Raw genomic sequence first — 25448 nt, forward strand, 5'->3', positions numbered from 1 at the left:
GGGGAGCCCAACAAGGCGTTTTGGTGGCGCGGCGGCGTAAATATGCAGACTTTACGGCCGCCACCCCGGCACGCCATGCGGCGCGCAATTTAGCGTTTCGCCTGAGCCATGACTTCAGCAGCGAAATCCACCTCTTCCTTCTCGATGCCTTCGCCCACCACCAGGCGCTCGAAAGCCACCACCTCGGCACCGGCACCTTTCACCAGGTTGCCAACGGAGGTGTTGGGATCCTTCACGAAGGGCTGATCCAGCAGGCTCACTTCCTTGAGGAATTTGTTGATGCGGCCGCCAACCATTTTCTCGACGATTTCCGCGGGCTTGCCTTCCATATCCGGCTGAGCACGGATGATTTCACGCTCTTTGTCCAGAGTCTCGGCGGGCACCTGGTCGGACTTGACCACCATCGGCGCCACCGCGGCCACGTGCATGGCCACGTCCTTACCCAGCTCGGTATCGCCACCGGACAGGGAAACCAGCACGCCGATTTTGCCGCCGTGCACATAGGAAGCGACCACGCCGCCTTCCACGTTCAGAGCGACGGCACGACGCACCTGAATGTTCTCACCAATTTTCTGCACCAGTGCCTGACGCGCTTCTTCCACGGAGGCGCCATCTTCCAGCTTCAGTTCGGCGATCTCGGCGGCGTCGGTGGCACCGGCCCGCAGAGCGGCCTGAGCCACTTTGTTGGCGAAGCCAAGGAAGTTCTCGTCGCGGGCAACGAAGTCGGTTTCGGAGTTGATCTCGACCATCAGCGCACGGGAATTATCGTCGCTGGTGGCCACGACCACGGCGCCTTCGGCGGCGGTACGACCGGCTTTCTTGGCGGCTTTCGCCTGGCCGGATTTGCGCAGGTCATCAATGGCTTTTTCGATGTCCGCATCCGCTTCCACCAGCGCCTTTTTGCATTCCATCATGCCCAGGCCGGTGCGCTCACGAAGCTCTTTCACCATTGCAGCAGTTACAGCAGCCATGCTTACCTCTTGAATCTTTTAACAGGGTGTTGAATCAGGTGGCACGGGCCGGGATATCCCCGGCCCGACGCGAATCAACCCTCGGCCTGGTCGGCTTCCGAGTCTTCCACTACCTCGACGAATTCACTCTCGCCGCCGGCACCACTGTTTTTCGCGTATTCCTTGCCTTCCAGGATCGCGTCGGCGGCGGCCTGGACATAAAGCTGAATAGCGCGAATGGCGTCATCGTTGCCCGGGATGACGTAGTCGATGTCATCCGGGTCGGAGTTGGTGTCCACCACCGCCACCACCGGAATACCCAGTTTGCGGGCTTCCTGAACGGCGATATCTTCGTGATCCACGTCGATCACGAACAGCGCGTCCGGCAAACCGCCCATCTCCTTGATACCACCGATGGAGCGTTCCAGCTTGTCCATCTCGCGGCGGCGCATCAGGGCTTCTTTCTTGGTCAGCTTGTCCAGGGTGCCGTCCTCGCTCTGCGCTTCCAGATCACGCAGGCGTTTGATGGACTGGCGGATGGTCTTCCAGTTGGTCAGCATGCCGCCGAGCCAACGGTGATCCACATAAGGCATGCCGCAACGAGTGGCTTCCTCGCGAATAGCCTTCTGGGCGGCGCGCTTGGTGCCAACGAACAGCACTTTGTTGTTGCTGGCGGCCAGTTTGTTCAGGAAGCCAATGGCTTCGTTGAACAGCGGCAGGGTGGATTCCAGGTTAACGATATGAATCTTGTTGCGGGCACCAAAGATGAACGGCTTCATCTTCGGGTTCCAGTAACGGGTTTGGTGGCCGAAGTGCACGCCGGCCTTCAGCATATCGCGCATGGTTACGCTAGACATAATGTAAACTCCAAGGGTTAGGCCTCCACGTCCCCTCATGACCCAACCTCCGGTCTCCCCTTCCCTAATAAATAGAGAGGAAGCGCCTGGAAGCACCCCGAGCCATGTGTCGGAACGTGTGTGTCGTTGTTTACCCGGCCGGAGCCCCCATTTCCCGGTATTGGGAAGGGTTGCCCGGTCCAAGGCTCCACTCCTCAGCGCCGAACGGTTACAATGCGGCACCGCCGACGAGTGAGAAAGCGGGCGCTTTATACCACGACCGCCCCCATCGAGGCAACGGAAAAGACCCGGCCGCTACCCGACCGGGTCCGTCCAAGTCTCTGAAAACACGGTATTTTTCCCTCGATCTCCAGGGTAGACACCGGGCTCGTTCTCGACCTTTACTGACTTCGGTCTTTATTTGCCGCGGCTCATTGACGACGACATCCTTTACCACGAACAGGTTCCTGGCATGAATGTAGTGATCAAAACCCCCGAACAAATCGCCAAAATGCGCGAAGCCGGCCGTCTGGCCGCCGAAGTCCTGGAAATGATTGGCGAGCACGTTCGGCCGGGGGTGACCACCGAGGAACTGGATCGTATCTGCCATGACCACATCGTCAACAAGCAGAAGGCCATCCCCGCCTGCCTTGGCTACGGTGGCGCGCCGGGACGCATTCCTTTTCCGAAGTCCATCTGCACCTCGGTGAACCACGTGGTTTGCCACGGTATTCCCAATGAGAAAAAGGTGCTCAAGAGCGGTGATATCGTCAATATCGATGTCACCGTGATCAAGGACGGCTGGCACGGCGACACCAGCAAAATGTATTACGTGGGTGAGCCGTCGGTGCTGTCCCGCCGTCTGGTGGAAACCACCCGTGAGTGCATGCTGGCCGGTATCAGAATGGTAAGGCCCGGCGTACGCCTGGGCGACATCGGCCACCGTATCCAGAAACTGGCCGAGAGTGAGCGTTTCTCCGTGGTGCGCGAATATTGCGGCCACGGCATCGGCGAGGGCTTTCACGAGGAGCCCCAGGTCCTGCACTACGGCAAAACCGGCACCGGTCTGGAGCTGGTCGAGGGCATGGTGTTCACCATCGAACCGATGATCAACGCCGGCAAGGCCTCCAATAAGGTATTGCCGGACGGCTGGACCGTGGTGACCAAGGACCGCAAGCTGTCCGCTCAGTGGGAGCATACCATCGCGGTCACCGCCGACGGCTACGAGGTGCTCACCGCGCGCGACGAGGAACAGGACCTGTATTGAGCCGTTGGTGTCATCCCCGGTTTGTGTAGAATGAGCGGACGGCACCGCCATCCCGGTGGCTCGTCCAATCCGGAGGCCGGCCTTGCGCCGGCCCCTTCTTTTATGTGGCAGGTTCCAGCATGACGTTGACGCCCCCTCTGAGCCAGTCCGACCTTCTTGCACGCCTGCGCGATGCCGACCAGCCGGGACAGGCCGCCCGGGCTTACCTGGAGGAAGGGCAGGCGCGCCTGGACGCCGCTTTTGACCAGACCCCGATCGAGGATCTGGTGCACGGCCGCGCCACCCTGGTGGACCGGGTCCTCATCGCCGCCTGGTCCCTGTTCGGTCTGGACCATTTGAGCGACGCCGCTCTGGTGGCCGTGGGCGGCTACGGCCGCGGCGAACTGCACCCCTATTCCGATGTGGACCTGATGGTGCTGTTCCGCCAGCGCCCGGACGAACAGGCCTGCGGGTCCCTGGAAGGTTTCGTGGCCTTTCTTTGGGACATTGGCCTGGAAATCGGCCACAGCGTACGCTCCCTTGACGAGTGCGTGGCCCTGGCGGCCGAGGACATCACCGTCGCCACCAACATCATGGAGGCACGCACCCTGGCCGGCGACAACGCGGTCCTGACCGCCCTGGCCGAACACACCGCCCCGGACCGGATGTGGCCGGCGGACCGCTTCTTCGCCGCCAAATGGGATGAGCAGACCGCCCGCCACGCCAAACACAACGACACCGAATACAACCTGGAACCGGACCTCAAGAACGCCCCCGGCGGCCTGCGTGATTTTCAAATGATCTCCTGGGTGGCACAGCGGCATTTTGGCGCCGACAGCATCGATACCATGGTCGAAGCCGGTTTTATCACCCGCAAGGAACACGCGCTGCTGCAAAAGTGGCTGGCCGAGCTGTGGCGCATCCGCTGGGCGCTGCACTCGCTCACCGGCCGCAATGAAAACCGGCTGCTGTTCGATCATCAACGGCAACTGGCGGACCGCCTCGGATATCGGGATTCCGACGCCAACCTGGCGGTTGAGCATTTCATGAAAGGGTTCTACCGGGTGGCGCTGGCCATGTCGGTGTTCAATGAAATGCTGCTGCAATTGTTCGACGAAGCGATTCTGCGCTCCGGCACGCCGGAACAAAAGCGTCCGCTCAACCGCCGCTTCCAGGCACGTAATGACTACCTGGAAATCAGCGCTCCGGACGTATTTCAGAAGCACCCATCGGCGATGCTGGAAATGTTCGTGCTGCTGGCGCAGAACCCGGACCTGAAAGGCATTCGCGCGGAGACTATTCGCGCGCTGATCGAAGCCCGGCCCACCATCGACGATGCGTTCCGTAACGATCCCGCCAACACCGCCCTGTTCATGCAGCTGCTGCGCAGCCCTCACTCGTTGTTCACCCAGTTGCGTCGGATGAAGCGCTACGGGCTGCTCGGCAAATACCTGCCCGAGTTCGGCCGCATCATCGGCATGATGCAGTACGATCTGTTCCATATTTACACCGTCGATGCCCATACCCTGCTGGTGATCAAGAACATGCGCCGGCTGCGTTACGACGACATGCGCGAGACGTTCCCGCTGGCCAGCGAAGTGTTTTACCGACTGCCGAAACCGGAACTGCTGTATGTCGCCGGCCTCTACCATGACATCGCCAAGGGCCGCGGCGGTGATCACTCCGAACTGGGAGCCGAGGACGCCATCGCCTTTTGCCAGCGCCACGGCCTCAGCAACTGGGACGGCAAACTGGTGGCCTGGCTGGTCCGCAACCATCTGACCATGAGCGTCACCGCCCAGCGCAAGGACATTTCCGACCCGGACGTGGTGCACGAGTTCGCCCGCGTGGTCGGCGATCTGGTGCACCTGGACTATCTTTACGTACTCACCGTGGCGGACATCAACGCCACCAATCCGAACCTGTGGAATTCCTGGCGCGCCTCGTTGTTGCGCCAACTGTACGTGGAAACCAAGCGCGCCCTGCGCCGCGGCCTGAACAACCCGCTGGATAAACAGGACTGGGTCGACGAAACCCACGAAGCGGCGCTTAAGATGCTGGTGGATCGCGACCAGGATCCGCAGGCGGTGGAGGCTTTGTGGGCCAACATCGGCGACGAGTATTTTCTTCGCGAAACCCCCTGGGATATCGCCTGGCACACCGAGGCGCTGCTCGGCCGCCCCAACCCGGAAGATCCACTGGTGCTGATCCGCGAAAACCAGATGGGCCAGGGGCAAACCGAAGGCGGTTCGCAGATCTTCATCTACACGCCTGATACCCAGAACCTGTTCGCCGCCACCGTTAACGCCCTGGACAGCCTTGGCCTGACCATCATGGACGCCCGCATCATCACCAGCGCCGACGGCTTCAGCCTGGATACCTACATCGTCCTGGACGAGCATGGCACACCGATCGGCGATGATTGGCCGCGCATCGAACACATCCGCCAGACCCTGACCGAGACGCTCAAGCACCCGGAGAAGTTCGGCACCACGGTAAGCCGGCGCATGCCGCGCCGGCACAAGCATTTCGACGTGCCGACCCAGGTGGTGATCAGCAACGACATTGTCAATGACCGCACCGTGGTGGACATCCACACTCTGGACCGCCCCGGCCTGCTGGCCCATATCGGTCGCATCTTCGTGCAGTTTGAGCTGCTGGTGCAGAATGCGCGCATCGCCACCCTGGGAGAGCGGGTCGAGGACGTGTTCTTCGTCACCGACCTCAACGGTGATCCGGTATCCGACCCGGAGCTATGCCAGCACCTGCAGGACACGCTCATGCGGGAACTGGACAAGCGCAATCAGAACGACACTTATTCCACCACTTTTTGATCAAGGAGCGCCGGCGCCTCATGAATCCGGATTTGGAGCAGCTGCATCCCTACCCTTTTGAAAAACTGGCGACGCTGTTCAACAAACTACCCGCCTCGGACAAAACTCCGGTGTCATTTTCCATCGGCGAGCCGCAACATCCGGCACCGGAATTCGTGCAACAAGTGCTGCGCGAGAATACCGCTTTGCTGTCCCGCTATCCGGCCACCAACGGCCTGCCGGAACTGCGCCAGGCCATCGCGGACTGGCTGGTGCGCCGCTTCAAACTGACCACCGTGGACCAGGACCGGCAGGTGATTCCGGTAAATGGCACCCGCGAAGCGTTGTTCGCCTTCACTCAGGCCCTGCTGGACCGGCAGCGCCGGCCACTGGTACTGATGCCCAACCCCTTCTATCAAATCTACGAAGGCGCCACGCTGCTCGGCGGTGGCGAGCCGGTGTACCTGCCGTGCACCAGCGCCTCCGGCCTGCAACCGGATTTCGACGCGGTCGGTGAAGACGTTTGGATCCGCACTCAGTTGCTGTTCATCTGCACTCCGGGCAACCCCACCGGCGCCACCCTCTCCAAAGCACAGCTGAAAGCACTGATCCAACTGGCGGACAAATACGATTTTGTCATCGCCTCCGACGAGTGCTACTCGGAAATTTATCAGGACCGGGCCCCGGCCGGCCTGCTGCAGGCCTGCGCGGAAATGGGCCGCCACGACTATCGCCGCTGCGTGGTGTTTCACTCCCTGTCCAAACGCTCCAACCTGCCGGGATTGCGCTCCGGCTTCGTCGCCGGCGATGGCGAAATCCTGCAACGGTTCCTGCGCTACCGCACCTATCACGGCTGCGCCATGCCGGTCCATCACCAACTGGCCAGCATCGCCGCCTGGAACGATGAAACCCACGTGGAAACCAATCGGGCCCTGTACGTGGAAAAATTCCGCGCGGTGCTGGACATTCTCGGTGACGTACTTAAGGTATCCGCCCCGGACGCGGGCTTTTACCTGTGGCCGCGCACACCCATCGACGACGAAAGTTTCGCCCGTCAATTAAAGGCGGAAGAGAACGTCACCGTGCTGCCCGGCCGCTATCTGTCTCGCACCGTGAACGGCCGCAACCCCGGTAATAACCGGGTGCGCATGGCGCTGGTGGCGGAACTGGACCAGTGCGTGGAAGGCGCCGAGCGCATGCGCGCGCTGATCAAGCGTCTGTAACCGCCGGCATATGAACACAGTAAGGAGCTTACCGTGGCCACTACCCTTTACGGCATCAAGAACTGCGACACCATGAAGAAGGCCCGGGTCTGGCTGGACGACCAGGGCGTGGAGTACGTGTTTCACGATTACAAAAAGGAAGGCGTGCCGGAAGCGGAACTGCGCCGCTGGATCGATACCCTGGGTTGGGAAACCGTCATCAACCGTCGCGGCACCACCTGGCGTAAACTGGATCAGGATGTGCGCGACAATATGGATGCCGAACAGGCCGTGCCCGTGGCGCTGGACAATCCATCCATTATCAAACGGCCGATCCTCCAGCACGGAGAGGCCCTGGTGGCCGGCTTCAACGCCGACCAATGGCAAGCCTTGTTCTAAAAGAGTTTTGTTTTAATTAGCGTCGGGCGCCCCGGTCTGACGTTCGACGCCAAAGGAGATTGTTATGAGCACGATTTTCGCCTTCGCCCTGGGTTGCGGCACCAAGAACCGTGATGACAACTGGCTGGAAGTGTTTTATCCGGATCCTTACCTGAATCCGGATCCCAAACTGATTGAGGTCGTGCGTGAGGAAGTGGGCTACCAAGGCGGCAATGCCGCCCTGGAACTGACCCACCGCCAGGTGCAACACCTGGCCCGGGAATGGCGTGAAGCCGGTTTCGAACATGAGGCCAGCTACGCTGTGGCGTTCCAGGAATCCGAGCGACCGGTGGTGCTTACCATCCTGGAAACCGATGCCGAGCCGGCCTCCACCCCGGAAGCCTATCTGAAGCTGCACCTGCTCTCCCATCGCCTGGTGAAACCCCACGGTGTGGTACTCAGCGGCATCTTCCCGCTGCTGCCGAACGTGGCCTGGACCAACGAAGGCGCGGTGGATCTGGAAGAGCTGCCGGAGCGTCAACTGCTGGCCCGCCTCAACGGCAAGCTGCTGGAAGTGAACAGCGTCGACAAGTTCCCGAAAATGACCGACTACGTGATCCCCACCGGCGTGCGCATAGCCGATACCGCCCGGGTCCGCCTCGGCGCCTATGTGGGCGAAGGCACCACCATCATGCACGAGGGCTTCATCAACTTTAACGCCGGCACCGAAGGCCCGGGCATGATCGAAGGCCGCATCTCCGCCGGCGTGTTCGTCGGCAAGGGCTCCGACATCGGCGGTGGCGCTTCCACCATGGGCACGCTGTCCGGCGGCGGCAACATCGTCATTTCCCTGGGCGAAGGCTGTTTGCTCGGCGCCAACGCCGGCACCGGCATCCCGCTGGGCGACCGCTGCACCATCGAAGCGGGCCTCTACATCACCTCCGGCACCAAGGTGGAGGTGCTGGACGAAAACGGCGACGTGGTCGATACCGTCAAGGCACGGGATCTGGCCGGCAAATCCGATCTGCTGTTCCGCCGTAACTCGGAAAGCGGCGCGGTGCAGTGCCGGACCAACAAGAGCGCCATCGCCCTGAACGAAGAACTGCACAAGCACAACTGACGCCCACACCGACACGGGAGCCCATGGTGAGCAAAGCCCTCGACTACGCCCGGGAACTGATCCGCCGCCCTTCCGTTACGCCGGAAGACGAAGGGTGCCAGGACTGGATGATCGAAAAACTGGAAGCTCTGGGTTTCCAGTGCGAAACCCTGTGGTTCGAGGAGGTGCGCAATCTGTGGGCACGGCGCGGTAACCACGGCCCGCTGTTCGTGTTCGCCGGGCACACCGATGTGGTGCCCACCGGGGAACGCGAGGAATGGACCCATGATCCGTTCGACCCCACTATCGACGGAGACTTGCTCTATGGTCGCGGCGCGGCGGACATGAAAGGCTCCATCGCGGCCATGCTGGCGGCGGTGGAGGATTTCGTCGCCGCCCACCCCGATCACGACGGCAGTATCGGTTTTCTGATCACCGCCGACGAAGAAGGGCCATCGGTGAACGGCACCGTCAAGGTGGTGGAGTACTTGCAAGGACGCGACGAGACCATCGATTATTGTCTGGTGGGCGAGCCTTCCTCCACCGACACCGTGGGCGATGTGATCAAAAACGGCCGGCGCGGCTCCCTCGGCGCCGTGCTCACGGTCAAAGGCATCCAGGGCCACGTGGCCTACCCTCACCTGGCCCGCAACCCGGTGCACCAGGCCGCGCCCGCTCTGGCGGAATTGGCCGCCGAGGAATGGGATCGGGGCAACGATTTTTTCCCCGCCACCAGTTTCCAGATTTCCAACATTCAGGCCGGCACTGGCGCCACCAACGTGATTCCCGGCCATTGCCGGGTAGTGTTCAATTTTCGCTTCTCCACCGAACTCACCGAAGCCATATTGCGGCAGCGCACCGAAGCGATTCTGGACAAGCACGGCCTGGACTATGACTTGCAATGGACCCTGTCCGGCCAGCCGTTCCTCACTGATCGCGGTGCCCTGGTGGACGCCACCGTGGCGGCGATTCGTCAGGAAACCGGCCGCGATACCGAATTGTCCACCGCCGGCGGCACCAGCGACGGCCGTTTCATCGCGCCCACCGGCGCTCAGGTAGTGGAACTGGGACCGGTGAACGCCACCATCCACAAGGTGGACGAACATACCAGTATCAGCGAACTGTATACCCTCACCGGAATCTACCGCCGGGTGCTGGAGAATTTGCTGGTCTGACTTATCCGGCGTCCCCAAACCCTGTAAGAGCCTGCCCGCAGGCGAATAAGCCTTGGCTCAAAAGATTCGCCTGCGAGGCAGGCTCCTACAGGGGCTTCATAGTTCCACGGCTCTCATCCCTGGCGCCCAATGCCGCCCTCCCCGGCGCCCCGGCCATGGCATGGCTTTCCCGATCGCTCCACCATTATCGCCAGTGATTCAATATTGCCGCCGGAGCCGTAACCATGACCGTCGTGATCGACACCAATCCCGCCACAGGCAAAGCCGTAGCCGAACTCAATGAGACCGACCTCGCCACTTTACCGGGGCGTTTCGAGAAGGCGCGCCAGGCTCAGCGGATCTGGGCGGCCAAATCGTTCCGGGAACGGGCCGTGCACATCAAGCGCATGCGCAATTACATTCGCGACAACGCCGAGGAACTGGCCCGTGTAGTCAGTGAAAGCAACGGCAAGACGCTGGTCGATGCCCTGGCCACCGAAGTGTTGCCCTGTGCTCTCGCCTGCCAGTGGTATGGCCGTAACGCGGAGAAAGTCCTGGCGGCGAAACGCCGCCCCGGCGGCAGTCTGTTGTTCGCCAATAAGCGCACCGAGATCCGCCGCCTGCCCCTGGGCGTCGTGGGCATCATCAGCCCCTGGAACTATCCCCTGTCGATTCCGTTCGGTGAAATCATCATGGGCCTGATGGCCGGTAACGCCGTGCTGCTGAAGGTGGCCGCGGCCACTCCGGCGGTGGGCCGCGCCATCGAGGGCATCATCGAGGCCGGCCAATTACCGGACGGGCTGTTCCAGCATATCGTCGGTTCCGGCTCGGCGGTGGCCACCGCCTTCTTTGAAAACGGCGTGGACAAGCTGTTCTTCACCGGCAGTGTCAACGCCGGCAAGGTGCTGATGGCCCAGGCCGCGCAAACACTGACGCCGTTGTCGCTGGAGCTGGGCGGTAACGACCCGATGATCGTGCTGGCCGACGCCGACCTGGAACGGGCCAGCAACGGCGCCGCCTGGGCCGGCTACCAGAACGCCGGGCAAAGCTGCGGCGGCGTCGAGCGCGTCTATGTGGAAGCTTCGGTGTACGATGACTTTGTCGAACTATTGGCGAAGAAGACCCGAGCCCTGCGCCATGGCCCCGGCAACGATAAAAGCATCCCGGTGGATATTGGCAGCCTCACCACCGCAGGCCAGAAACGCACGGTGGAACAACATCTGGAAGACGCCCTCGCCAAAGGCGCGCGCATTGAGGCTCAGTCACGACCTGTGGGCGACGTGGAAAACGGCTATTTCCTGCCCGCCACCCTGCTTACCCGGGTCAGCGACGACATGCTGGTGATGCGTGAAGAAACCTTCGGCCCGATCATTGCCGTCACCGCCGTGGCCAACGCCGAGGAAGCCCTGGAAAAAGCCAACGACTCCAAACTGGCCCTGACCTCCTCGATCTGGACCCGCGACAACAAAAAGGGCCGCGCCCTCGCCGCCCGGCTGGAATCCGGCGTCACCACCCTCAATGACCACCTCTATAGCCATGGCCTGTCGGAAACCCCTTGGGGCGGCTGGAAGGAATCCGGCATCGGTCGCACCCACGGCCCGGAGGGTCTGGAGGAAATGACCCACGTCAAAGCGATCAACTGGGACCTGCTCCCGGCCAAACGTAACCTCTGGTGGTACCCGTTCGACCGCGCCACCTACAAGGGCCTGCTCAACGCTCTGTACTTTGCTTTCCCCAAAGGCCCACTGCAATGGCTCGGCGCCAGCTTGAAGCTGACTCCGTTCCTGGTCTGGAAAATGTTTGGGAAAAGCAGAGACTAGTTAATAAGTAACAAGTAACAGTGAATAGTGAAAAACACCGTTGCAGGAACGCATGAGGGGATTTGCAATGTACGCAAAACCTTTTCGGTGGCTCTTGTTTCGCTGTTGACTATTCACTGTTCATTCTTAACTGCCCTTATCATTCCCATATAACAATCAATAGTCCGCTGACCACGATCAGGCCAATACCCGTCCAGGTCCAAGGATCGGGGAAGTCGCCGAAGATCAGCCAGCCGAGGGTCACGGCGGAGACCATTTCCATGTAGCTCACCGGGGACAGGACCGGGGCGCTGGCGTATTCGAAGGCGCGAATGATGAGAAAGTGCGCCAGGGCCCCCACCGACCCCATCAACAGCATCAGCCCCCAACTGGCCGGGTCCGGCCAGCGCCAGACTAGCGGAACAATCAAACTGAGCACCGCCAGGCCGAATACCGAGGTGTAAAACAGCGTCACCGAGGGGCGGCCGCTGCCGGACAGGCGCCGGGTGGTGAGCTGGTAGAGCCCATAGGAGACGCCCGCCCCCAATCCCAGCAAGGAGGCCCAGTGAAACTCGCCCCAGCCGGGACGGATCACCACCAGAGTGCCGAGAAACCCCACCGTCACCGCGATCCAGCGGCGCGGGCCAGCGCTTTCCCCCAGGATCAGAGGCGCCAGAGCGGTACTGACCAGCGGCCCGAGAAACGCCAGAGCCAGTGCATTGGCCAGCGGCAAAAAGGCAATGGCGCCGAAATAACAAAGGGTGGTACTGAGCAGGAAAGCACTACGGATGACCTGCAGGCCGGCATGGCGCGGGATCAGCGCGGACAGGGGCAAACGCCAAAGCAGCAGGGCCCCAAGCAGCAGGAAATGGAACAGATAGCGGGCCCAGGTAACCTGAACCACGTGGTATTCATCACTGAGGTATTTGGCCAGGCTGTCCATCAACGGCAGGATGCCAACGCCGGCGGCCATCAGCAGGACACCGGTAAGGGGGCGCGGGGCCGGCGCCGGTGCGAGCGGCGGCGCCACGCCGACCTGCCCGCCCGCTTGCAGCTGGTTCAGAGCGCGCTCAGCCATTCCTGGCTGGGCGCGTACCACCAGGAGCCGGTGACCGGCCTGCTGTAATCCAGCAGGCGGTCGCGAACGCCGTCGACCATGCCGTACATACGCCGTAGCAGGAACTCGAAACGTTCCCGCTCGCAGGTGAAGGCAATGAAGTAGGAACCGTGCTCGGTGGTGGTGCCATAGGGTACCGAGCGCCGCCAGATTTTCTGCGGCACACCATCATGGTCCACATCGGTGCGGCCTACGTGGGAGTTCTCCGGCATGTTCTCCTCATCGAACTCCACCGCGTCGGCCTTGGTACGGCCGAACACCTTTTCCTGTTCTTCCACCGGCAGGGCGTTGAGGCTTTCGAGTTTATGCACCCATTTCTGCGTGATCATCCAGCTGCCACCCGCCCCGGGCTGCCCTTCCGGAATCACCGCGGCGGCCAGAGCCTTGTCACCGGTGGGGTTGCCAATGCCATCGACGAAGCCGGACAGATCGCGCATGTCGTGGTAAACGAAACCCTGAACCTCCAGTTGCAGAGCCAATACCTCACGCAACCGCCGCGACGCCGCCAGGGCGGTGTCGAACAGGTCACTGGGATTTTCCGCCTGTATCCAGATCAACAGATCCCCCTGCGTGGAGGGCGCCTTGCCTTCCAGGGAAAAAGGCGGAAAGCGGAATGAGCGGGACAGCTTCTGCCACAACCCGGGGCCGAACGCCATCAGCAGCGGGGTGCTGGCCGGTGCCCGCGCCAGCACATCGCGCAAGGCCTGGCGCACCCCGTCCATGTCGGCGCCAGCGCCGAGGGCGAATTCCAGGAAAAGATGATGGGTATAGTGACGGTCAAACAGGCCGGCCTGGTGTTCGGACACGGGTTACTCCTTTAATACGGGGGTATCGCGAATCAGGATGATCGCGGATTGCGGGAAGAAATGCCATACGAGCGGAGCGGTTAATCGGTCCCGGTAAGGCTATGACCGTGGATACCGTTCGATTCCGCGCCAGTGTGAATCACCATGGTGGGCGCCATCGGTCCGGGTCCGGTAGAATCGACCTCTACCCGGATACCCAAGAGCTCGCTTTATGAGTCCATGGCTAGGCCTCGACCGACTGTTGTTTTTGCTGATCCGCGCCTTCATGCGGCTATGCACCCGCGCCACCGCGCTACCGGCGGATCCCGAAGAATTGCAACTGGACCCGAACAAGCCGGTGGTTTATGTGATGCGCGATCGCTCCGTGGCGGATGCGGCGGTGGTGCATCAGGCCACCCGCAAGCAGAAGCTGAGCGCCGCCAATTCTTCCCTGAGCCTGGGCAAACAGCATCTGCGCCGCAGCTACTTCTACTTGTACAAACGCGGTGTGACCGGCACCCGGCAACGGGATGCCCTGGTGCCGCCTCGCCTGCGGAAACTGGTGCGTGCCCTGCACGACAACCCGGACCTGGATGTGCAATTAGTGCCGGTGTCGGTGTTCTGGGGACGCCAGCCGGAAAAGGAAAATTCGCTTTGGCGGATTCTGTTCTCCGACACCTGGGCACCACCGGGTTTTATCAAGAAGTTTCTTATCATTCTTACCCAGGGCCGCGATCTGTACCTGCAGTTCAGCCCGCCGGTGTCCCTGCGCGTGCTTGCCGATCAGTCCGATGACGTGGACCAGGTGGTGCGCAAGACCTCACGTGTTCTGCGGGTACACTTCCGCCGCCAGCAAGAGGCGGCCATTGGCCCCGACCTGTCTCACCGGCGCACCCTGACCAATGACATCATTCAGTCTCCGGCGGTGCGCCAGGCGATCCAGGAAGAAATCACCAGCAGCGAGGACAAGGAAGAAAAAGTCACCGCCCGGGCCCGTGGCTACGCGCTGGAAATCGCCGCCGACTATTCCCACACCGTGATCCGGGCGCTGGAGCTGTTTCTCAACTGGCTCTGGAACCGCCTTTACGACGGCATTCGCCTCTATAATCTGGACAATCTCACCCAGGTGGCGCGAGATCACGAAGTGATCTACGTGCCTTGCCACCGCAGCCACATCGACTATTTGCTGCTGTCCTTCGTGGTCTATCGCAATGGTCTGGTGCCGCCGCATATCGCCGCCGGCATCAACCTGAATCTGCCTGTGGTGGGCACGATTCTGCGGCGCGGCGGCGCTTTCTTCATGCGCCGCAGTTTCCGCGACAATCCACTCTACGCGGCGGTGTTCTATGAGTATTTGCACACCATCACTGCGCGTGGCTTTTCCATTGAGTACTTCATCGAAGGCGGCCGCAGCCGCAGCGGACGCATGCTGCAGCCCCGCACCGGTATGCTGGCGATGACACTGCGCAGCTTCCTGCGCGATGCGCGCAAACCCATCGCCTTCGTACCGGTCTATGTGGGTTATGAAAAGGTCATCGAAGGCGGTTCCTATATCGGCGAACTGCACGGCAAGAAAAAGAAAAAGGAATCCATCTTCGGACTGTTGAAATCCGCGAAAGTGCTGCGCAGCCACTTCGGCCAGGTGCACGTGAATTTCGGTGAACCGATCAAACTGGTGGATTTCCTCGATGACCACCGGGAAGGCTGGCGCGGCGAGACACTGGACGCCCAGGAGTCCCCGGACTGGTTCAAACAGACGGTCAACGCCCTGGGCCAGGAAGTGGCCACGCGCATCAATGCCGCGGCCGTGGCCAACCCGGTCAATCTGATCAGCCTGGCGTTGCTGGCAACGCCCAAACACACCATGGATCTGCAACAGCTGCGGCAGCAACTGCAGCTGTATATCACGCTGCTGAACGAAGCGCCCTACAGTGACACCGCCTGCCTGGCGGACACCGACGCCGATGCTCTGATCGACTACGGGCTCAAACATGAATTTCTGCTGCGGGTGTCCCATCCTCTCGGCGATCTGGTCACCACCGATCCGGCCACCGCGCTGCAAATGGCCTATGTGCGCAACAACAGTCTGCATTTGTTCGTACTGCCGGGACTGATCTGTTCGTTGTTCTTCAACGCCCGCAGCCTGACGCAGAGCACGCTGCAGCGCATGGTCGCCCTGCTCTATCCGTTCTTCCGCAACGAGTATTTTCTGCACTGGCAGGAAGGTGACGAGCTGACCAATGCGGTCAATCGCATCATCGGCATGCTGGAAGCACAGGGTCTGGTGGAGCGCGACGGCGATTGTCTGCACGGCGCGCCGATTCACACCGTGGCGTCGGACATGCTGGCCCATCTGGGGCAAACCGTGATGCCGTCCCTGGAGCGCTATTATCTGACCATCCGCCTACTGGTGCAGTATGGCGGCGGCCGGCTCGAAGCGGAGCAATTGGCGGAGCTGGCCAGCCGCACCACGCAACGACTGTCGCTGCTGTACGAATTCAATTCACCGGAGTTTTTCGACAAGGTAGTGCTGCGCACCTTCATCCAGCAATTGCTGGACACCGGGCTGGTGTGGAAGGACGAGGCCGGTATGCTGCAGTTCGGCGATCATCTGCGGGCACTCGATGACGAGGCCCGCCGTATTCTCAGCACGGACGTCAGCCAGGCGATCCAGCGGGTGACGCGGGTTCCGGAGCTGGAACGGGCGCTGGCGGAAGAGCCGCACAGCCAGACGTCCGCTTAAAGAGGTCGCGGTCCGTAAACCAGTGACGTCCCACCGTTGCGGACCTGCTCTTTTGCGGGCAACCCCATTCGCGAGCAAGCTCGCTTCCCACAGAGGCTTCGGAACACCGCTGTGGGAAGCGAGCTTGCTCGCGAATGAGGGGTGACCTCGATCTCTTTTCAGCGCTCATCACGTGTAAACGTCGAAGCGAACGGTCTTTCCCTCGAGACTGTGCGAAGCCGCCACCGCCGCCAGCGGCGGCGCCCGGCGCGGGCGCTTGACCACCACCTTGCGCGCGTCCAGGCTCCGCGCCATGGCCAGCAACGCCTGCTCCTCGACCTCATCCGGGTACGGACACAGCTGCTGCAACCAGCGCAGATCCTGCTTCACCGCCGCGCTTTTGTCCCTGGGCGGAAACATGGGGTCGAGAAACACCGCGTGGAACGGCCCTTCCAGAACAGCCGCCAGATCCCGTGCGTCGGCAAGCGGCAACAGGGTGAGATGGGACGCCAGCGGCGTGCCCACCGCGCGGGCCAGACCGTCCGCCAGCAAGGCGTGCAATATCGGCTGGCGCTCCACCATCAACACCTGAAAGCCGGCCTGGGCCATTAACGCCGAATCACGGCCGAGGCCGGCGGTGAGATCGCAAACTCGCGCCGGCGCGTCGACGACTTTCCCCAGTGCCTTGATCAACCGCTCATGACGCACCCGGTCCGCCGCCAGACGATAGCCCTGGCGGCCACCGAGGAAATCCACGCACAGAGGCGCCGCCTTCCGTGCCGGCGCCCACAAGGACAGGCGGTCGTCGACGCGCCCAAGCACCAGTTCAACGCCTTGCTCCCGGGCACTGGCCACATCCTCCACATGAGGAACCCCTTGCAGGTCCGGGGCGCCGGGGAGACAGGCCACTGGTATCAAGACAGCGTTGTTCCTGAATAAATAACGTAGAAAAGCACACCGCCCAGCAGCAGCCGGTAAATCATGAACGGCAGCATGCCGATGCGGTCCAGCAAACGCAGGAAGAACACAATGGTCAGGTAAGCCACCACGCCGCTGACCGCCACGCCGAGGATCAGGTGCAGCCAGTCCACCGGCACCGTGCTTTCCGCCAGATCCTTGGCCTTGAGCAGGCCGGCGCCAAGAATCACCGGTATCGACATCAGAAAAGAAAAGCGGGCCGCGTCTTCACGGCGAAAGCCCAGCGCCAACGCCGCGGTGATGGTAATGCCACTGCGCGAGGTGCCAGGGATCAGGGCCAGCGCCTGCGCCACACCAATCAACAAGGCACTGCCCACGCCCATGGTTTCGGTGCCGCGCCGACGCGCGCCGAGCACGTCCGCCAGCCACAACAGCACACCAAAAAGTACCGTGGTGACGGCGATCACCGTGGCCGAGCGTAACTCGTTTTCAATCAGGTCCTTGGCCAGAAAACCGGCGGCCACCGCCGGAATCGTCGCCAGCCCCACCAGCAGAGTCAGACGCAACTCGCTGTTCATGGTGCTGGTGCGGATCCCCTTCAGGCTGCCACCGGTCATCGCCAGCAGATCCCGGCGGTAATACACCACCACCGCCAGCAGGGTTCCCAGGTGCACCGCCACGTCGAAAGCCAGGCCCTGGTCGGGCCAGCCGAACAGGGCCGAGGGCAGAATCAAATGAGCGGAGCTGGAGATGGGCAGGAATTCGGTAAGGCCCTGGATCAGGGCCAGGATAACGGCTTGAAAGGCATCCATTCGGCTCAATCTTCCCGGGCGGTAAGTTGGTAACCGGACAAAAATTCCGGCGGCATACGGCGGGGTTTGCCCGAATCCAGAGCCACGCAGACCCAGCGGGTACGGCCACGCAGTAGCGTCAGCCCATCGGATTCACGGATGATTTGATAACGGCGGGTGATACTGATGCGTTCGTCGTTCTCCACGATCCAGGTGCCGACCAGCAGTGACTCCCCTTCGAACGCCGGCGCCAGATAATCCACTTCGGTACGACGCGCCACCATGCCACGGTTGAGCTGCTGGTATTTGTCCCAGCCCAGCCCCAGCGCCTGGGTGTGGTGCCAGGCGATCTGCTCCATGAAACGCAGATACTCGGTGTTGTTGACGTGGCCCATGACATCAATGGCCTGCTTCGGCACCACCACTTGCAGATGGTGCACATTCGGCAAATCCCACTCGATCATTACTTGCTCCCTATCTGAACCACACGATCGCGCAAATAAACCGGCTGCGCCTGCTCGGCCGGCACGGTGCGACCTTCCCGTACCGCCGCCACCGCCAGACGGGCCACGGTGGCCGCGCGAGGCATCGCCTCGGCGTCCACCCCGGCCCAAGTCAGGCGGTCGCGCAGCGCGTCCTGATAAACCGTTCCGGAACCAGCCAGCAGCCAGTCGCCGCCATCCAGCACGGGAATCCGTTCCGGCGCGAACACCCCTTCATCACACAGTGCTTCCACCTTGTCACCGCCACAACGATAGGCGCCGAAATACACTTCCCCCATGCGGGCGTCGAACACCGCGACGACCTGTTGAAAGCGGGGCTGGAGATCATGGGCAGCCAGGGCACAGGATGCCAGGGTGGAGACCCCGACCACCGGCAAGTCCAGTGAAAAGGCCAGCCCCTGCACCACCGAGGTGGCGACGCGTACCCCGGTGAAGGAGCCCGGGCCCTGGCCAAACGCCAGCGCATCCACCGAGGAGAGTTCGATACCCGCTTCCGCCAGGAGTTCCTCCACCATCGGCAATACCCGTTCGGTTTGCCGGCGCGCCCCGGGCTCGAACTTTTCCAATACGGCACCGTCCTGCCATAGCGCCACGGAGCAGGCGTCAGTGGCGGTTTCGATGGCGACAATACGGGTCATTGGCTGGCTACTCCCGAGAAGGCGGCTGAGCCGATGCGGCGGAACACGGTCAGCGATTCCTGATGTAATCGAAAAAACGTTTCACCACCTCCAGCTTGCGGGTGCGGGTCATGCCCGGCAAGCTGTCGATGAACATGCGCCCGTAGCCCTTACTGAGCAGGCGCGGATCCGCCACCACCAGCAGGCCGGTGTCCTGCGGATCGCGGATCAGACGGCCGGCGCCCTGACGCAGGGCCAGCACCGCCTGGGGCAGTTGGTAATCACGAAAGGCGTTACCGCCGTTGCGATTGATGTACTCGATGCGGGCCGCCGCCACCGGATCACCCGGCGACGCGAACGGCAGCTTGTCGATTATGACACAGCTCAGCGCATCGCCTCGCACATCAATGCCTTCCCAGAAACTGCTGGTGCCAAGCAACACCGCATTGCCCAGACGCCGGAACTCATCCAGCAGTTCCCGGCGACCGGCCTCGCCCTGCACCAGCAACGGATAGCTCAGGCGCTGGCGCAGAATACCGGCGGCTTCGCGCAACGCCCGATGGCTGGTGAACAGAAAGAACGTCCGCCCCTCGGCCGCTTCAATCACCGGCACCATGGCTTCGGAAAGCGCGGCGGTATACCCCGGCGACGACGGCGCCGGCAAGCCATCCGGTGCGTAGAACACCGCCTGGCGTTTGAAATCGAACGGACTTTCCAGACGCAGCGTCTCGGCCTCATCCAGCCCCAGGCGCTTCTGTAAATGCTCGAAACGGCCAGCCACGGACAGGGTGGCGGAGGTCAGCACCCAGGCACAGGGGTGCTGCTCCCGTTGAGCCCGCAGCTGCGCCGCCACCGACAACGGGGTGCCGTGCAGCACGGCGGTGCGACGAAACGTCTCGAACCAATAGACCCGGTTCGGCGCCTGCGCCTCCAACAGATTCTCCAGAGTACGCAGGTGCTCCCAGGCGCGCCGGGCACAGGCTTCCAATCCCCGGCTGGCCTTGGCGTGGGGCTTGAGGAAGGCTTCCAGCTCCGAGGTGGCCTCGCGCAGCGCCTGCCCCGCTTCCCGCACCGCCTCCAGTTCCGCCACCTCGGACCAGGGCGCGCGGCGTTCCTGCTCACCAAGGCCGAGGCGAAAATCCTGACAGGCCTTGTCCAGCGCGCTGATACGGCGGTTCAGCTCGCCCACATCGATGGCATTGCTGGACGCCTCCGACAGGCTGTCCCGTCCCAGTTCCTGAAGCTGCCGGGTACTCAGTGAATCGCCAAAGAAATTCGCCGCCACCTCGGGCAACTGGTGCGCCTCGTCGAAAATCACCGTGTTGACACTGGGCAGCAGCTCGCTCACCCCTTCCCCGCGTAACGCCGCATTGGCGAAGAACAAGTGATGGTTGACCACCACCAGGTCCGCCTCCTGGGCCTCCCGCCGGGCGTTCATCAAGGGGCATTCGGAATGACGCGGGCACTCCGCGCCCAGGCAGTTGTCCGCGGTGCTGGTCACCCAGGGCCACACTGGCGCGTCTTCCGGCAACTGCTTCAACTCGGCGATATCGCCGGAACGGGTACGGCCGGCCCAGTGGGCGACGATCTGCAATTGCTCGGCGGTTTCCCGGGTCAGAAAACGGGCTTCTTCCTGGTGCAGTTCCAGGCGATAGGGGCACAGATAGTTGGCGCGCCCCTTCAGCAGGGCCACTTTGCGCGGTACCGGCAGTGCCTTGAGCACCACCGGCAGATCCTTGAAGAACAACTGATCCTGGAGACTCTTGGTGCCGGTGGAAACCAGCGTGGGGCCGTCGCCGAGCAGCGCCGGCAGCAAATAAGCCAGGGTCTTGCCGGTGCCGGTTTCCGCCTCCACCAGCAAAGTACCGTGGGAACGGATCGCCGCGTCCACCGCGTCGGCCATGCGCAACTGGGGCTCGCGGGGGCGATAGCCGTCCAGCAGGCGGCCCATATGGTCGGCGTCATTAAGCAATTCGCTGGCGCGAGTCACGGCGTGTCCTTGAACCGGTCAGGAACGGGTCGCCGGGGGCACCGGCAACATCGGGTCGGGTGGCAGAGGATAGCGGATATCGCGGGAGAGGCCAAAGGGAGACGCCGGACGCCGGACGCCGGACGCCGGACGCCGGACGCCGGACGCCGGACGCCGGACGCCGGACGCCAAAAGATGAAAACCAGCCCCGACGCCCCTGCAAGCACTAAAAGCGCCTATTTACTTCCGCAACGTTTCAAGACTTGGTGTTCTAACGCGTCCGGCGTCCAGCATCTGACGTCCGGCGTCAATAAAAAAACGCCCGGGCCACGAAGGCACCGGGCGTTTTGCTGAGAAGATGGTGATCAGGCCGTGATGTCCTGAATCTGCTTCATCAGTTGCTTCTGATCGTCGGTGGGCTGGGCGGACTGCAGCGCCATCAGCTTGCTCATGTCACCTTCGATACGGATCTGGCCGCTCATGAAACCCTGCATGCCCGCGGACTGGTCACCTTCGATGAAAATGCGCTTGGCCAGATCGGCCGGCAGGATCAGGGTGGTGGGCGCTTCATCACGGTGCCCTTCCTCGATCATCCCGCCAACCAGGGACAGCGCTTTCTCGCCGCCGTCGCCGTTGACGGTGATATTGATCACCAGATCGGCCAGAGCCGCCGGAGCGGACACATCGCCGGCCGCATCCCGAATTTCCTTCACTTTCGCGAACCATTCGTCTGACAGGAATTCAACGCTCATTATGTTCTCCTCGCTCAAGGGATAGGGCTTCGAGACGCGCCTTTCCTTTTCAAACGGCCGTTCGAAACTTTCCCGTACCTTATAGAAAGGCTCGGGGGGTGGCAATAGCCGTACTCGGGTCCAAGAAGGCCAAAAGGTCAATCCTCCGGCCCGGCCAGCAAAGTCCGATACCGGTCGATGCACTCGATGTTCTCACGCGGGTAATCCGGCGCCAGATACGCCAGTGTCTCCGCCAATAAATGCGCCACCCGGGCACGGGCGTCGTCCTTGTCATCATTGGCAATCAGATGCCAGGGAGCATGTCCGGTGTGAGTGGCGATGAGGGTTTCATTGACCCGTTCCAGATACAGGTCGCGGGACAACCAGTTGTCGATGTCCGCCGGCTCGAACTTCCAGCGTTTGCGTGGTTTGTTGAGGCGCTTGAGCAGCCGCTTGCGTTGCTCCTCCGCCGAGGTGTTCAGCCACACCTTGATGATGCGGGTGCCCTCGCGGTGCAGATGATGCTCGAAATCGTTGATGGCCTGATAGCGGCCGGGCCAGTCCGGCTCTTCCGGGACCTCGACCACCGGCCAGAGCCGCTCGGCCAGGACCGCTTCATAATGACTGCGATTGAACGCCACCACCTGCCCCCGCGCCGGCAAACGCGGCCATACCCGCCAGAGAAAGTCATGGTTGAGTTCATCCCCCAGCGGCCGGCCGAAGGAATAGGCGCGGAACGCCGCGGGGTCCATGGCCCGCGCCAGAGTACGGATCAGGCTGTCCTTGCCAGCCGCGTCCAGTCCCTGCACCACCAGCAACACCCCATAACGCTGGCAGGCATACAGCCGCCGCTGGTGCTCATGCAATCGTTCCCGGCTCTCTTCCAGTGGTGGTGGCGGTTCGCTGGCGAGGGTGGGCAGCTTGCGCACGTCCAGGGTGCCGGCGGCGGGCCAGCCGTAAGGGTCGATTTCCATGCCGGGGTCTCCCATTGCGATACCCCGAGCATAACGGTCCCGGCATGGCATTGTCGTTACGCCAGACGCCGGTAATGAAAAACCGGGCACACCATCCTGGCAGGCATATTTACGGCTCATCGCGGTTTAGAGCTCCTCCTGGACAGCGGAGCCCATTCTCGTTGTTCCGCGATGGTTTACCACCTGCCGTTCCAAAGCGTCCGACGCCTTACAGGTCGTAGCCACGCTCCTCGTGCAACGCCAGATCCAGCCCCTGGGTCTCTTCGTCCGGCGTCACCCGCAGCGGCGAGAACAGCCCCACCAGCTTCAGAACGCCCCAGGTCACCACGGCGGTGTAGACGAAGGTCACCACCACGCCCAATGCCTGCACCCCCACCTGCTGCAACATACCGTAGTCCGGCTTGGCGAAACCGAAGCCGGAGAACACGCCCAGCTCCGTGGATGCGAACACCCCGGCCAGCAGCGTGCCGAGTATGCCGCCAACGCCGTGCACCGGGAACACATCCAGGGAATCGTCGATCCGCCATTTCTGCTTCACCACCAGCACCATGTAGAAACACAGCACGCCGGCGCACAGACCGATCACCAGCGCCGCACCCGGCCCGACGAAGCCGGAAGCCGGCGTGATGGTGCCGAGACCGGCCACCATGCCGGTGGCGATACCCAGCGCCGAGGGCTTGCCGAACTTCAGATACTCCATGGTCACCCAGGCCAGGGAACCGGCGGCGGCGGAAATGTGGGTCACCAGCATGGCCATGGCGGCATTGCCGTCGGCGGCCAGGGCGGAACCGCCATTGAAACCGAACCAGCCCACCCACAGCATGCCGGCGCCGGTCACCGTCATGGTCATGTTGTGCGGCATCATCGCCTGCCCCGGCCAGCCTTTACGCCGCCCCAGTTCCAGGGCCGCCACCAGCGCCGCCACCCCGGCGGTGATGTGCACCACGGTGCCGCCGGCGAAGTCGTACAGTCCCAGTTCAGCCAGCCAGCCGCCGCCCCACACCCAGTGGCACACCGGCACGTACACCAGCAGCACCCACAGACCACTGAACGCCAGCATGGCACCGAAGCGCATACGTTCGGCGAAGGCGCCGACGATCAGCGCCGGAGTGATGATGGCAAAGGTCATCTGAAACAACGCGTGCAGGCTCAAAGGCAGCGATCCGGACAAGCTCTCACGGGTCATGCCGGCAAAGAAGGCCAGATCCAGGCCACCAATCCAGGCGTTGGCGGCGCCGCCATCAGTGAACGCCAGGGAATAGCCGGCCACCAGCCAGATCAGCGACACCAGACAGGCGATGGCGAAACACTGCATCAGCACCGACAGCACATTCCGGCCCCGCACCAGGCCGCCATAGAACAGACTCAGCCCCGGCAAGGTCATGAACAACACCAAAGCAGTGGCGGTCAGAATCCAGGCGGTGTCGGCCTGATTCAGGGTATCGGCGGAAGCCACGCCTGGCAGCAGCAACACCGCCAGCCATCCCAACCATCGCCGCGAAGAAATCAGAGATATGCCCATAGATCGAATTCCTGGTCCTCGAAGGCCGCCCGGGCGGCCGGTTGCACCAGCGGGAAGCAGCCCGCCCCAATTGCACCGGACAAGGGCATTCAAGAATCGGGCCAGGGAGGCATTGCCCGGAATTCGGGCATATCAGGGCATAAGCACCGTTATTGCGCACAATATCGGTGCCAGGGCAGAGCATTTGGCACTGTTTTTGTGCACTTCCGATGTTATCAATCAGTGCGGAAAGATGGACGGGATGGACATCTCCTCCCCTGCCTGCCCGGCACCGGTGCGGCGGGCGGGCAGGACCGGCGGGTGCCGCGTCAGTACAGGTAGGTAAACATCTTGCGGCGGTATTCACTGGCCAGCGGATCGCCCTTGGGCAGGCAGTCGAACACCTGCAGCAGAGCTGCCCGGGCAACCCCTTCCTCATAGTCACGATGATCCCGCAACAAGGTCAGCAGCGCCTCCAGCCCTTCACGGAACTGGCCGGCGGCGGCGGCCCGCAGCCCATAGGCATGCAGATCCTCCGGCTTGCCGTCGGCTTGGATGCGTTCCGCCAGCGTCTTCAGGCTCTCGTTGCCGGCCGGCAGCTTGTCCAGCAGGGCAAAGCGGGCACGGAACGGACGCAACTCCTCCACGTCCTCGGCGATTTCCGCCAACACCGACTGCGCCTCGTCCTGACGGCCTTCGCCGAGCAGGAATTCCACCAACAACGCACGGAAAGCGTGTTTGTCCGGCTGTTGCTGCAGCGTCTGCCGCAGGGCCTGCTCCGCCTGATCGCCGTGGCCGGCCTCGATGGCCATGCGGACCTGCTCGAGAAACCCTTCTTCCTGTTCTTTCTCGGCGGCTTCCGGATCCAGCACCGGCGCCAGCCATTGGCGGAGAGCCCCTTCGCTCTGGGCCCCCTCCAACTCCGCCACCAACTGGCCCTGATAGACCAGCTTCAGGGACGGCAGGCTGCGTACGCCGAACTGCGCGGCGATGTTCTGCTGCTCATCGGCATTGACCTTGGCCAGGATCAGCTTGCCCTGATACTCAGCGGCCAGTTTTTCCAGGGTCGGTGCCATTTGCAGGCAGGGCTGGCACCAGGGCGCCCAGAAATCCACCAGTACCGGCGTCTGCCGACTGGCTTCCAGCACCTGCTGAATATTTTGTTCGTTAACGTCAATGATCGAGGCGTTGTCTTGCACCGCAATGCTCCTGTCGGGGGTGTCGGGACCAGGGAGAGCGGCAATTGTACGTAATTCCGCGCGTCAACGACATCCGCACCCACCGCGCGGGATTCATCCGATAGTCACCGCGGCGACGTCAAATACGGTTAAAAGACCCCACGA

At 62.4% G+C, this 25448-nt stretch carries 21 protein-coding genes; 8 read left to right on the forward strand and 13 right to left on the reverse strand.

What is annotated here, in order from left to right; all coding sequences use genetic code 11:
* Positions 1–89: 89 nt before the first annotated feature.
* Positions 90–971, reverse strand: a complete 882-nt coding sequence (gene tsf / locus CRO06_RS12470) for a translation elongation factor Ts (RefSeq protein ID WP_097058560.1) — start codon at positions 969–971, stop codon at positions 90–92.
* A gap of 74 nt (positions 972–1045) precedes the next feature.
* A complete protein-coding gene (rpsB, locus tag CRO06_RS12475) occupies positions 1046–1807 on the reverse strand; it encodes a 30S ribosomal protein S2 (protein WP_022994532.1) in 762 nt (253 codons plus the stop codon).
* Positions 1808–2258: 451 nt separating this feature from the next.
* Between rpsB and map the strand changes: the two genes are divergently transcribed.
* From map to CRO06_RS12510, 7 genes are all read left to right on the forward strand, one after another.
* Positions 2259–3053 (forward strand): type I methionyl aminopeptidase, encoded by a 795-nt coding sequence (map, locus tag CRO06_RS12480; RefSeq protein WP_097058561.1) that lies wholly within the window; start codon positions 2259–2261, stop codon positions 3051–3053.
* 119 nt (positions 3054–3172) lie between these two features.
* The gene (locus CRO06_RS12485; RefSeq protein ID WP_022994530.1) at positions 3173–5866 is read left to right on the forward strand and encodes a [protein-PII] uridylyltransferase; all 2694 of its coding nucleotides are present in this window, start codon (positions 3173–3175) and stop codon (positions 5864–5866) included.
* Positions 5867–5886: 20 nt separating this feature from the next.
* On the forward strand, positions 5887–7068 hold the full coding sequence (gene dapC, locus CRO06_RS12490; RefSeq protein ID WP_022994529.1) for a succinyldiaminopimelate transaminase: 1182 nt from the start codon (positions 5887–5889) through the stop codon (positions 7066–7068).
* 33 nt (positions 7069–7101) lie between these two features.
* Positions 7102–7446: an ArsC family reductase gene (locus CRO06_RS12495; protein ID WP_022994528.1), complete on the forward strand. Its 345-nt coding sequence runs from the start codon at positions 7102–7104 to the stop codon at positions 7444–7446.
* A gap of 64 nt (positions 7447–7510) precedes the next feature.
* A complete protein-coding gene (dapD, locus tag CRO06_RS12500) occupies positions 7511–8545 on the forward strand; it encodes a 2,3,4,5-tetrahydropyridine-2,6-dicarboxylate N-succinyltransferase (protein ID WP_022994527.1) in 1035 nt (344 codons plus the stop codon).
* A 23-nt stretch (positions 8546–8568) separates the two neighbouring features.
* The gene (gene dapE / locus CRO06_RS12505) at positions 8569–9699 is read left to right on the forward strand and encodes a succinyl-diaminopimelate desuccinylase (protein WP_097058562.1); all 1131 of its coding nucleotides are present in this window, start codon (positions 8569–8571) and stop codon (positions 9697–9699) included.
* A 224-nt stretch (positions 9700–9923) separates the two neighbouring features.
* Positions 9924–11498: an aldehyde dehydrogenase family protein gene (locus CRO06_RS12510; RefSeq protein WP_022994525.1), complete on the forward strand. Its 1575-nt coding sequence runs from the start codon at positions 9924–9926 to the stop codon at positions 11496–11498.
* A gap of 139 nt (positions 11499–11637) precedes the next feature.
* On the opposite strand, the gene CRO06_RS12515 is transcribed toward CRO06_RS12510, so the two are convergent.
* Both CRO06_RS12515 and CRO06_RS12520 read right to left on the reverse strand, forming a co-directional pair.
* Positions 11638–12555, reverse strand: a complete 918-nt coding sequence (locus tag CRO06_RS12515) for a DMT family transporter (RefSeq protein ID WP_051414570.1) — start codon at positions 12553–12555, stop codon at positions 11638–11640.
* Entirely contained in the window at positions 12537–13400 is an 864-nt protein-coding gene (locus CRO06_RS12520) for a Dyp-type peroxidase (RefSeq protein WP_097058563.1), read from the reverse strand. Before CRO06_RS12520 ends, CRO06_RS12515 begins: the two co-directional genes overlap by 19 nt.
* A 211-nt stretch (positions 13401–13611) precedes the next feature.
* Here CRO06_RS12520 and plsB point away from each other — a divergent pair, with 211 nt between their 5' ends.
* Complete coding sequence (gene plsB / locus CRO06_RS12525) at positions 13612–16122, forward strand: glycerol-3-phosphate 1-O-acyltransferase PlsB (protein ID WP_097058564.1); 2511 nt, start codon at positions 13612–13614, stop codon at positions 16120–16122.
* A gap of 168 nt (positions 16123–16290) precedes the next feature.
* On the opposite strand, the gene CRO06_RS12530 is transcribed toward plsB, so the two are convergent.
* The 9 genes from CRO06_RS12530 to CRO06_RS12570 all read right to left on the reverse strand — a co-directional run bounded on the left by CRO06_RS12530 (position 16291) and on the right by CRO06_RS12570 (position 25304).
* Complete coding sequence (locus CRO06_RS12530) at positions 16291–17010, reverse strand: class I SAM-dependent methyltransferase (RefSeq protein WP_244902826.1); 720 nt, start codon at positions 17008–17010, stop codon at positions 16291–16293.
* Between the two features lie 5 nt (positions 17011–17015).
* Positions 17016–17831 carry an undecaprenyl-diphosphate phosphatase gene (locus CRO06_RS12535; protein WP_022994520.1) on the reverse strand — a complete coding sequence of 272 codons (816 nt, stop codon included), beginning with the start codon at positions 17829–17831 and terminating at the stop codon, positions 17016–17018.
* Positions 17832–17836: 5 nt separating this feature from the next.
* The gene (locus CRO06_RS12540) at positions 17837–18274 is read right to left on the reverse strand and encodes an acyl-CoA thioesterase (protein WP_014994255.1); all 438 of its coding nucleotides are present in this window, start codon (positions 18272–18274) and stop codon (positions 17837–17839) included.
* The gene (tsaB, locus tag CRO06_RS12545; protein ID WP_022994519.1) at positions 18274–18951 is read right to left on the reverse strand and encodes a tRNA (adenosine(37)-N6)-threonylcarbamoyltransferase complex dimerization subunit type 1 TsaB; all 678 of its coding nucleotides are present in this window, start codon (positions 18949–18951) and stop codon (positions 18274–18276) included. Before tsaB ends, CRO06_RS12540 begins: the two co-directional genes overlap by 1 nt.
* A gap of 49 nt (positions 18952–19000) precedes the next feature.
* On the reverse strand, positions 19001–20920 hold the full coding sequence (gene yoaA / locus CRO06_RS12550; protein WP_244902824.1) for a DNA repair helicase YoaA: 1920 nt from the start codon (positions 20918–20920) through the stop codon (positions 19001–19003).
* A gap of 344 nt (positions 20921–21264) precedes the next feature.
* Positions 21265–21651, reverse strand: coding sequence for an SCP2 sterol-binding domain-containing protein (locus CRO06_RS12555; protein WP_022994517.1), 387 nt, complete (start codon positions 21649–21651; stop codon positions 21265–21267).
* Positions 21652–21788: 137 nt separating this feature from the next.
* Entirely contained in the window at positions 21789–22604 is an 816-nt protein-coding gene (locus tag CRO06_RS12560) for a polyphosphate kinase 2 family protein (RefSeq protein WP_022994516.1), read from the reverse strand.
* Positions 22605–22812: 208 nt separating this feature from the next.
* The gene (locus CRO06_RS12565) at positions 22813–24126 is read right to left on the reverse strand and encodes an ammonium transporter (RefSeq protein WP_022994515.1); all 1314 of its coding nucleotides are present in this window, start codon (positions 24124–24126) and stop codon (positions 22813–22815) included.
* Positions 24127–24434: 308 nt separating this feature from the next.
* Entirely contained in the window at positions 24435–25304 is an 870-nt protein-coding gene (locus tag CRO06_RS12570) for a tetratricopeptide repeat protein (RefSeq protein WP_022994514.1), read from the reverse strand.
* Positions 25305–25448: the final 144 nt, after the last annotated feature.

The organism is Alloalcanivorax xenomutans (genome assembly GCF_900217905.1).
GTDB classification, from domain to species: Bacteria; Pseudomonadota; Gammaproteobacteria; order Pseudomonadales; family Alcanivoracaceae; genus Alloalcanivorax; species Alloalcanivorax xenomutans.

Excerpts from the sequence above, each read along its gene's own strand:
- tsf (WP_097058560.1), bottom strand. The coding sequence starts at position 971 with ATGGCTGCTGTAACTGCTGCAATGGTGAAAGAGCTTCGTGAGCGCACC.
- rpsB (WP_022994532.1), bottom strand. The coding sequence starts at position 1,807 with ATGTCTAGCGTAACCATGCGCGATATGCTGAAGGCCGGCGTGCACTTC.
- map (WP_097058561.1), top strand. The coding sequence starts at position 2,259 with ATGAATGTAGTGATCAAAACCCCCGAACAAATCGCCAAAATGCGCGAA.
- CRO06_RS12485 (WP_022994530.1), top strand. The coding sequence starts at position 3,173 with ATGACGTTGACGCCCCCTCTGAGCCAGTCCGACCTTCTTGCACGCCTG.
- dapC (WP_022994529.1), top strand. The coding sequence starts at position 5,887 with ATGAATCCGGATTTGGAGCAGCTGCATCCCTACCCTTTTGAAAAACTG.
- dapD (WP_022994527.1), top strand. The coding sequence starts at position 7,511 with ATGAGCACGATTTTCGCCTTCGCCCTGGGTTGCGGCACCAAGAACCGT.
- dapE (WP_097058562.1), top strand. The coding sequence starts at position 8,569 with ATGGTGAGCAAAGCCCTCGACTACGCCCGGGAACTGATCCGCCGCCCT.
- CRO06_RS12510 (WP_022994525.1), top strand. The coding sequence starts at position 9,924 with ATGACCGTCGTGATCGACACCAATCCCGCCACAGGCAAAGCCGTAGCC.
- CRO06_RS12515 (WP_051414570.1), bottom strand. The coding sequence starts at position 12,555 with ATGGCTGAGCGCGCTCTGAACCAGCTGCAAGCGGGCGGGCAGGTCGGC.
- plsB (WP_097058564.1), top strand. The coding sequence starts at position 13,612 with ATGAGTCCATGGCTAGGCCTCGACCGACTGTTGTTTTTGCTGATCCGC.
- CRO06_RS12535 (WP_022994520.1), bottom strand. The coding sequence starts at position 17,831 with ATGGATGCCTTTCAAGCCGTTATCCTGGCCCTGATCCAGGGCCTTACC.
- CRO06_RS12540 (WP_014994255.1), bottom strand. The coding sequence starts at position 18,274 with ATGATCGAGTGGGATTTGCCGAATGTGCACCATCTGCAAGTGGTGGTG.
- tsaB (WP_022994519.1), bottom strand. The coding sequence starts at position 18,951 with ATGACCCGTATTGTCGCCATCGAAACCGCCACTGACGCCTGCTCCGTG.
- CRO06_RS12555 (WP_022994517.1), bottom strand. The coding sequence starts at position 21,651 with ATGAGCGTTGAATTCCTGTCAGACGAATGGTTCGCGAAAGTGAAGGAA.
- CRO06_RS12560 (WP_022994516.1), bottom strand. The coding sequence starts at position 22,604 with ATGGAAATCGACCCTTACGGCTGGCCCGCCGCCGGCACCCTGGACGTG.
- CRO06_RS12565 (WP_022994515.1), bottom strand. The coding sequence starts at position 24,126 with ATGGGCATATCTCTGATTTCTTCGCGGCGATGGTTGGGATGGCTGGCG.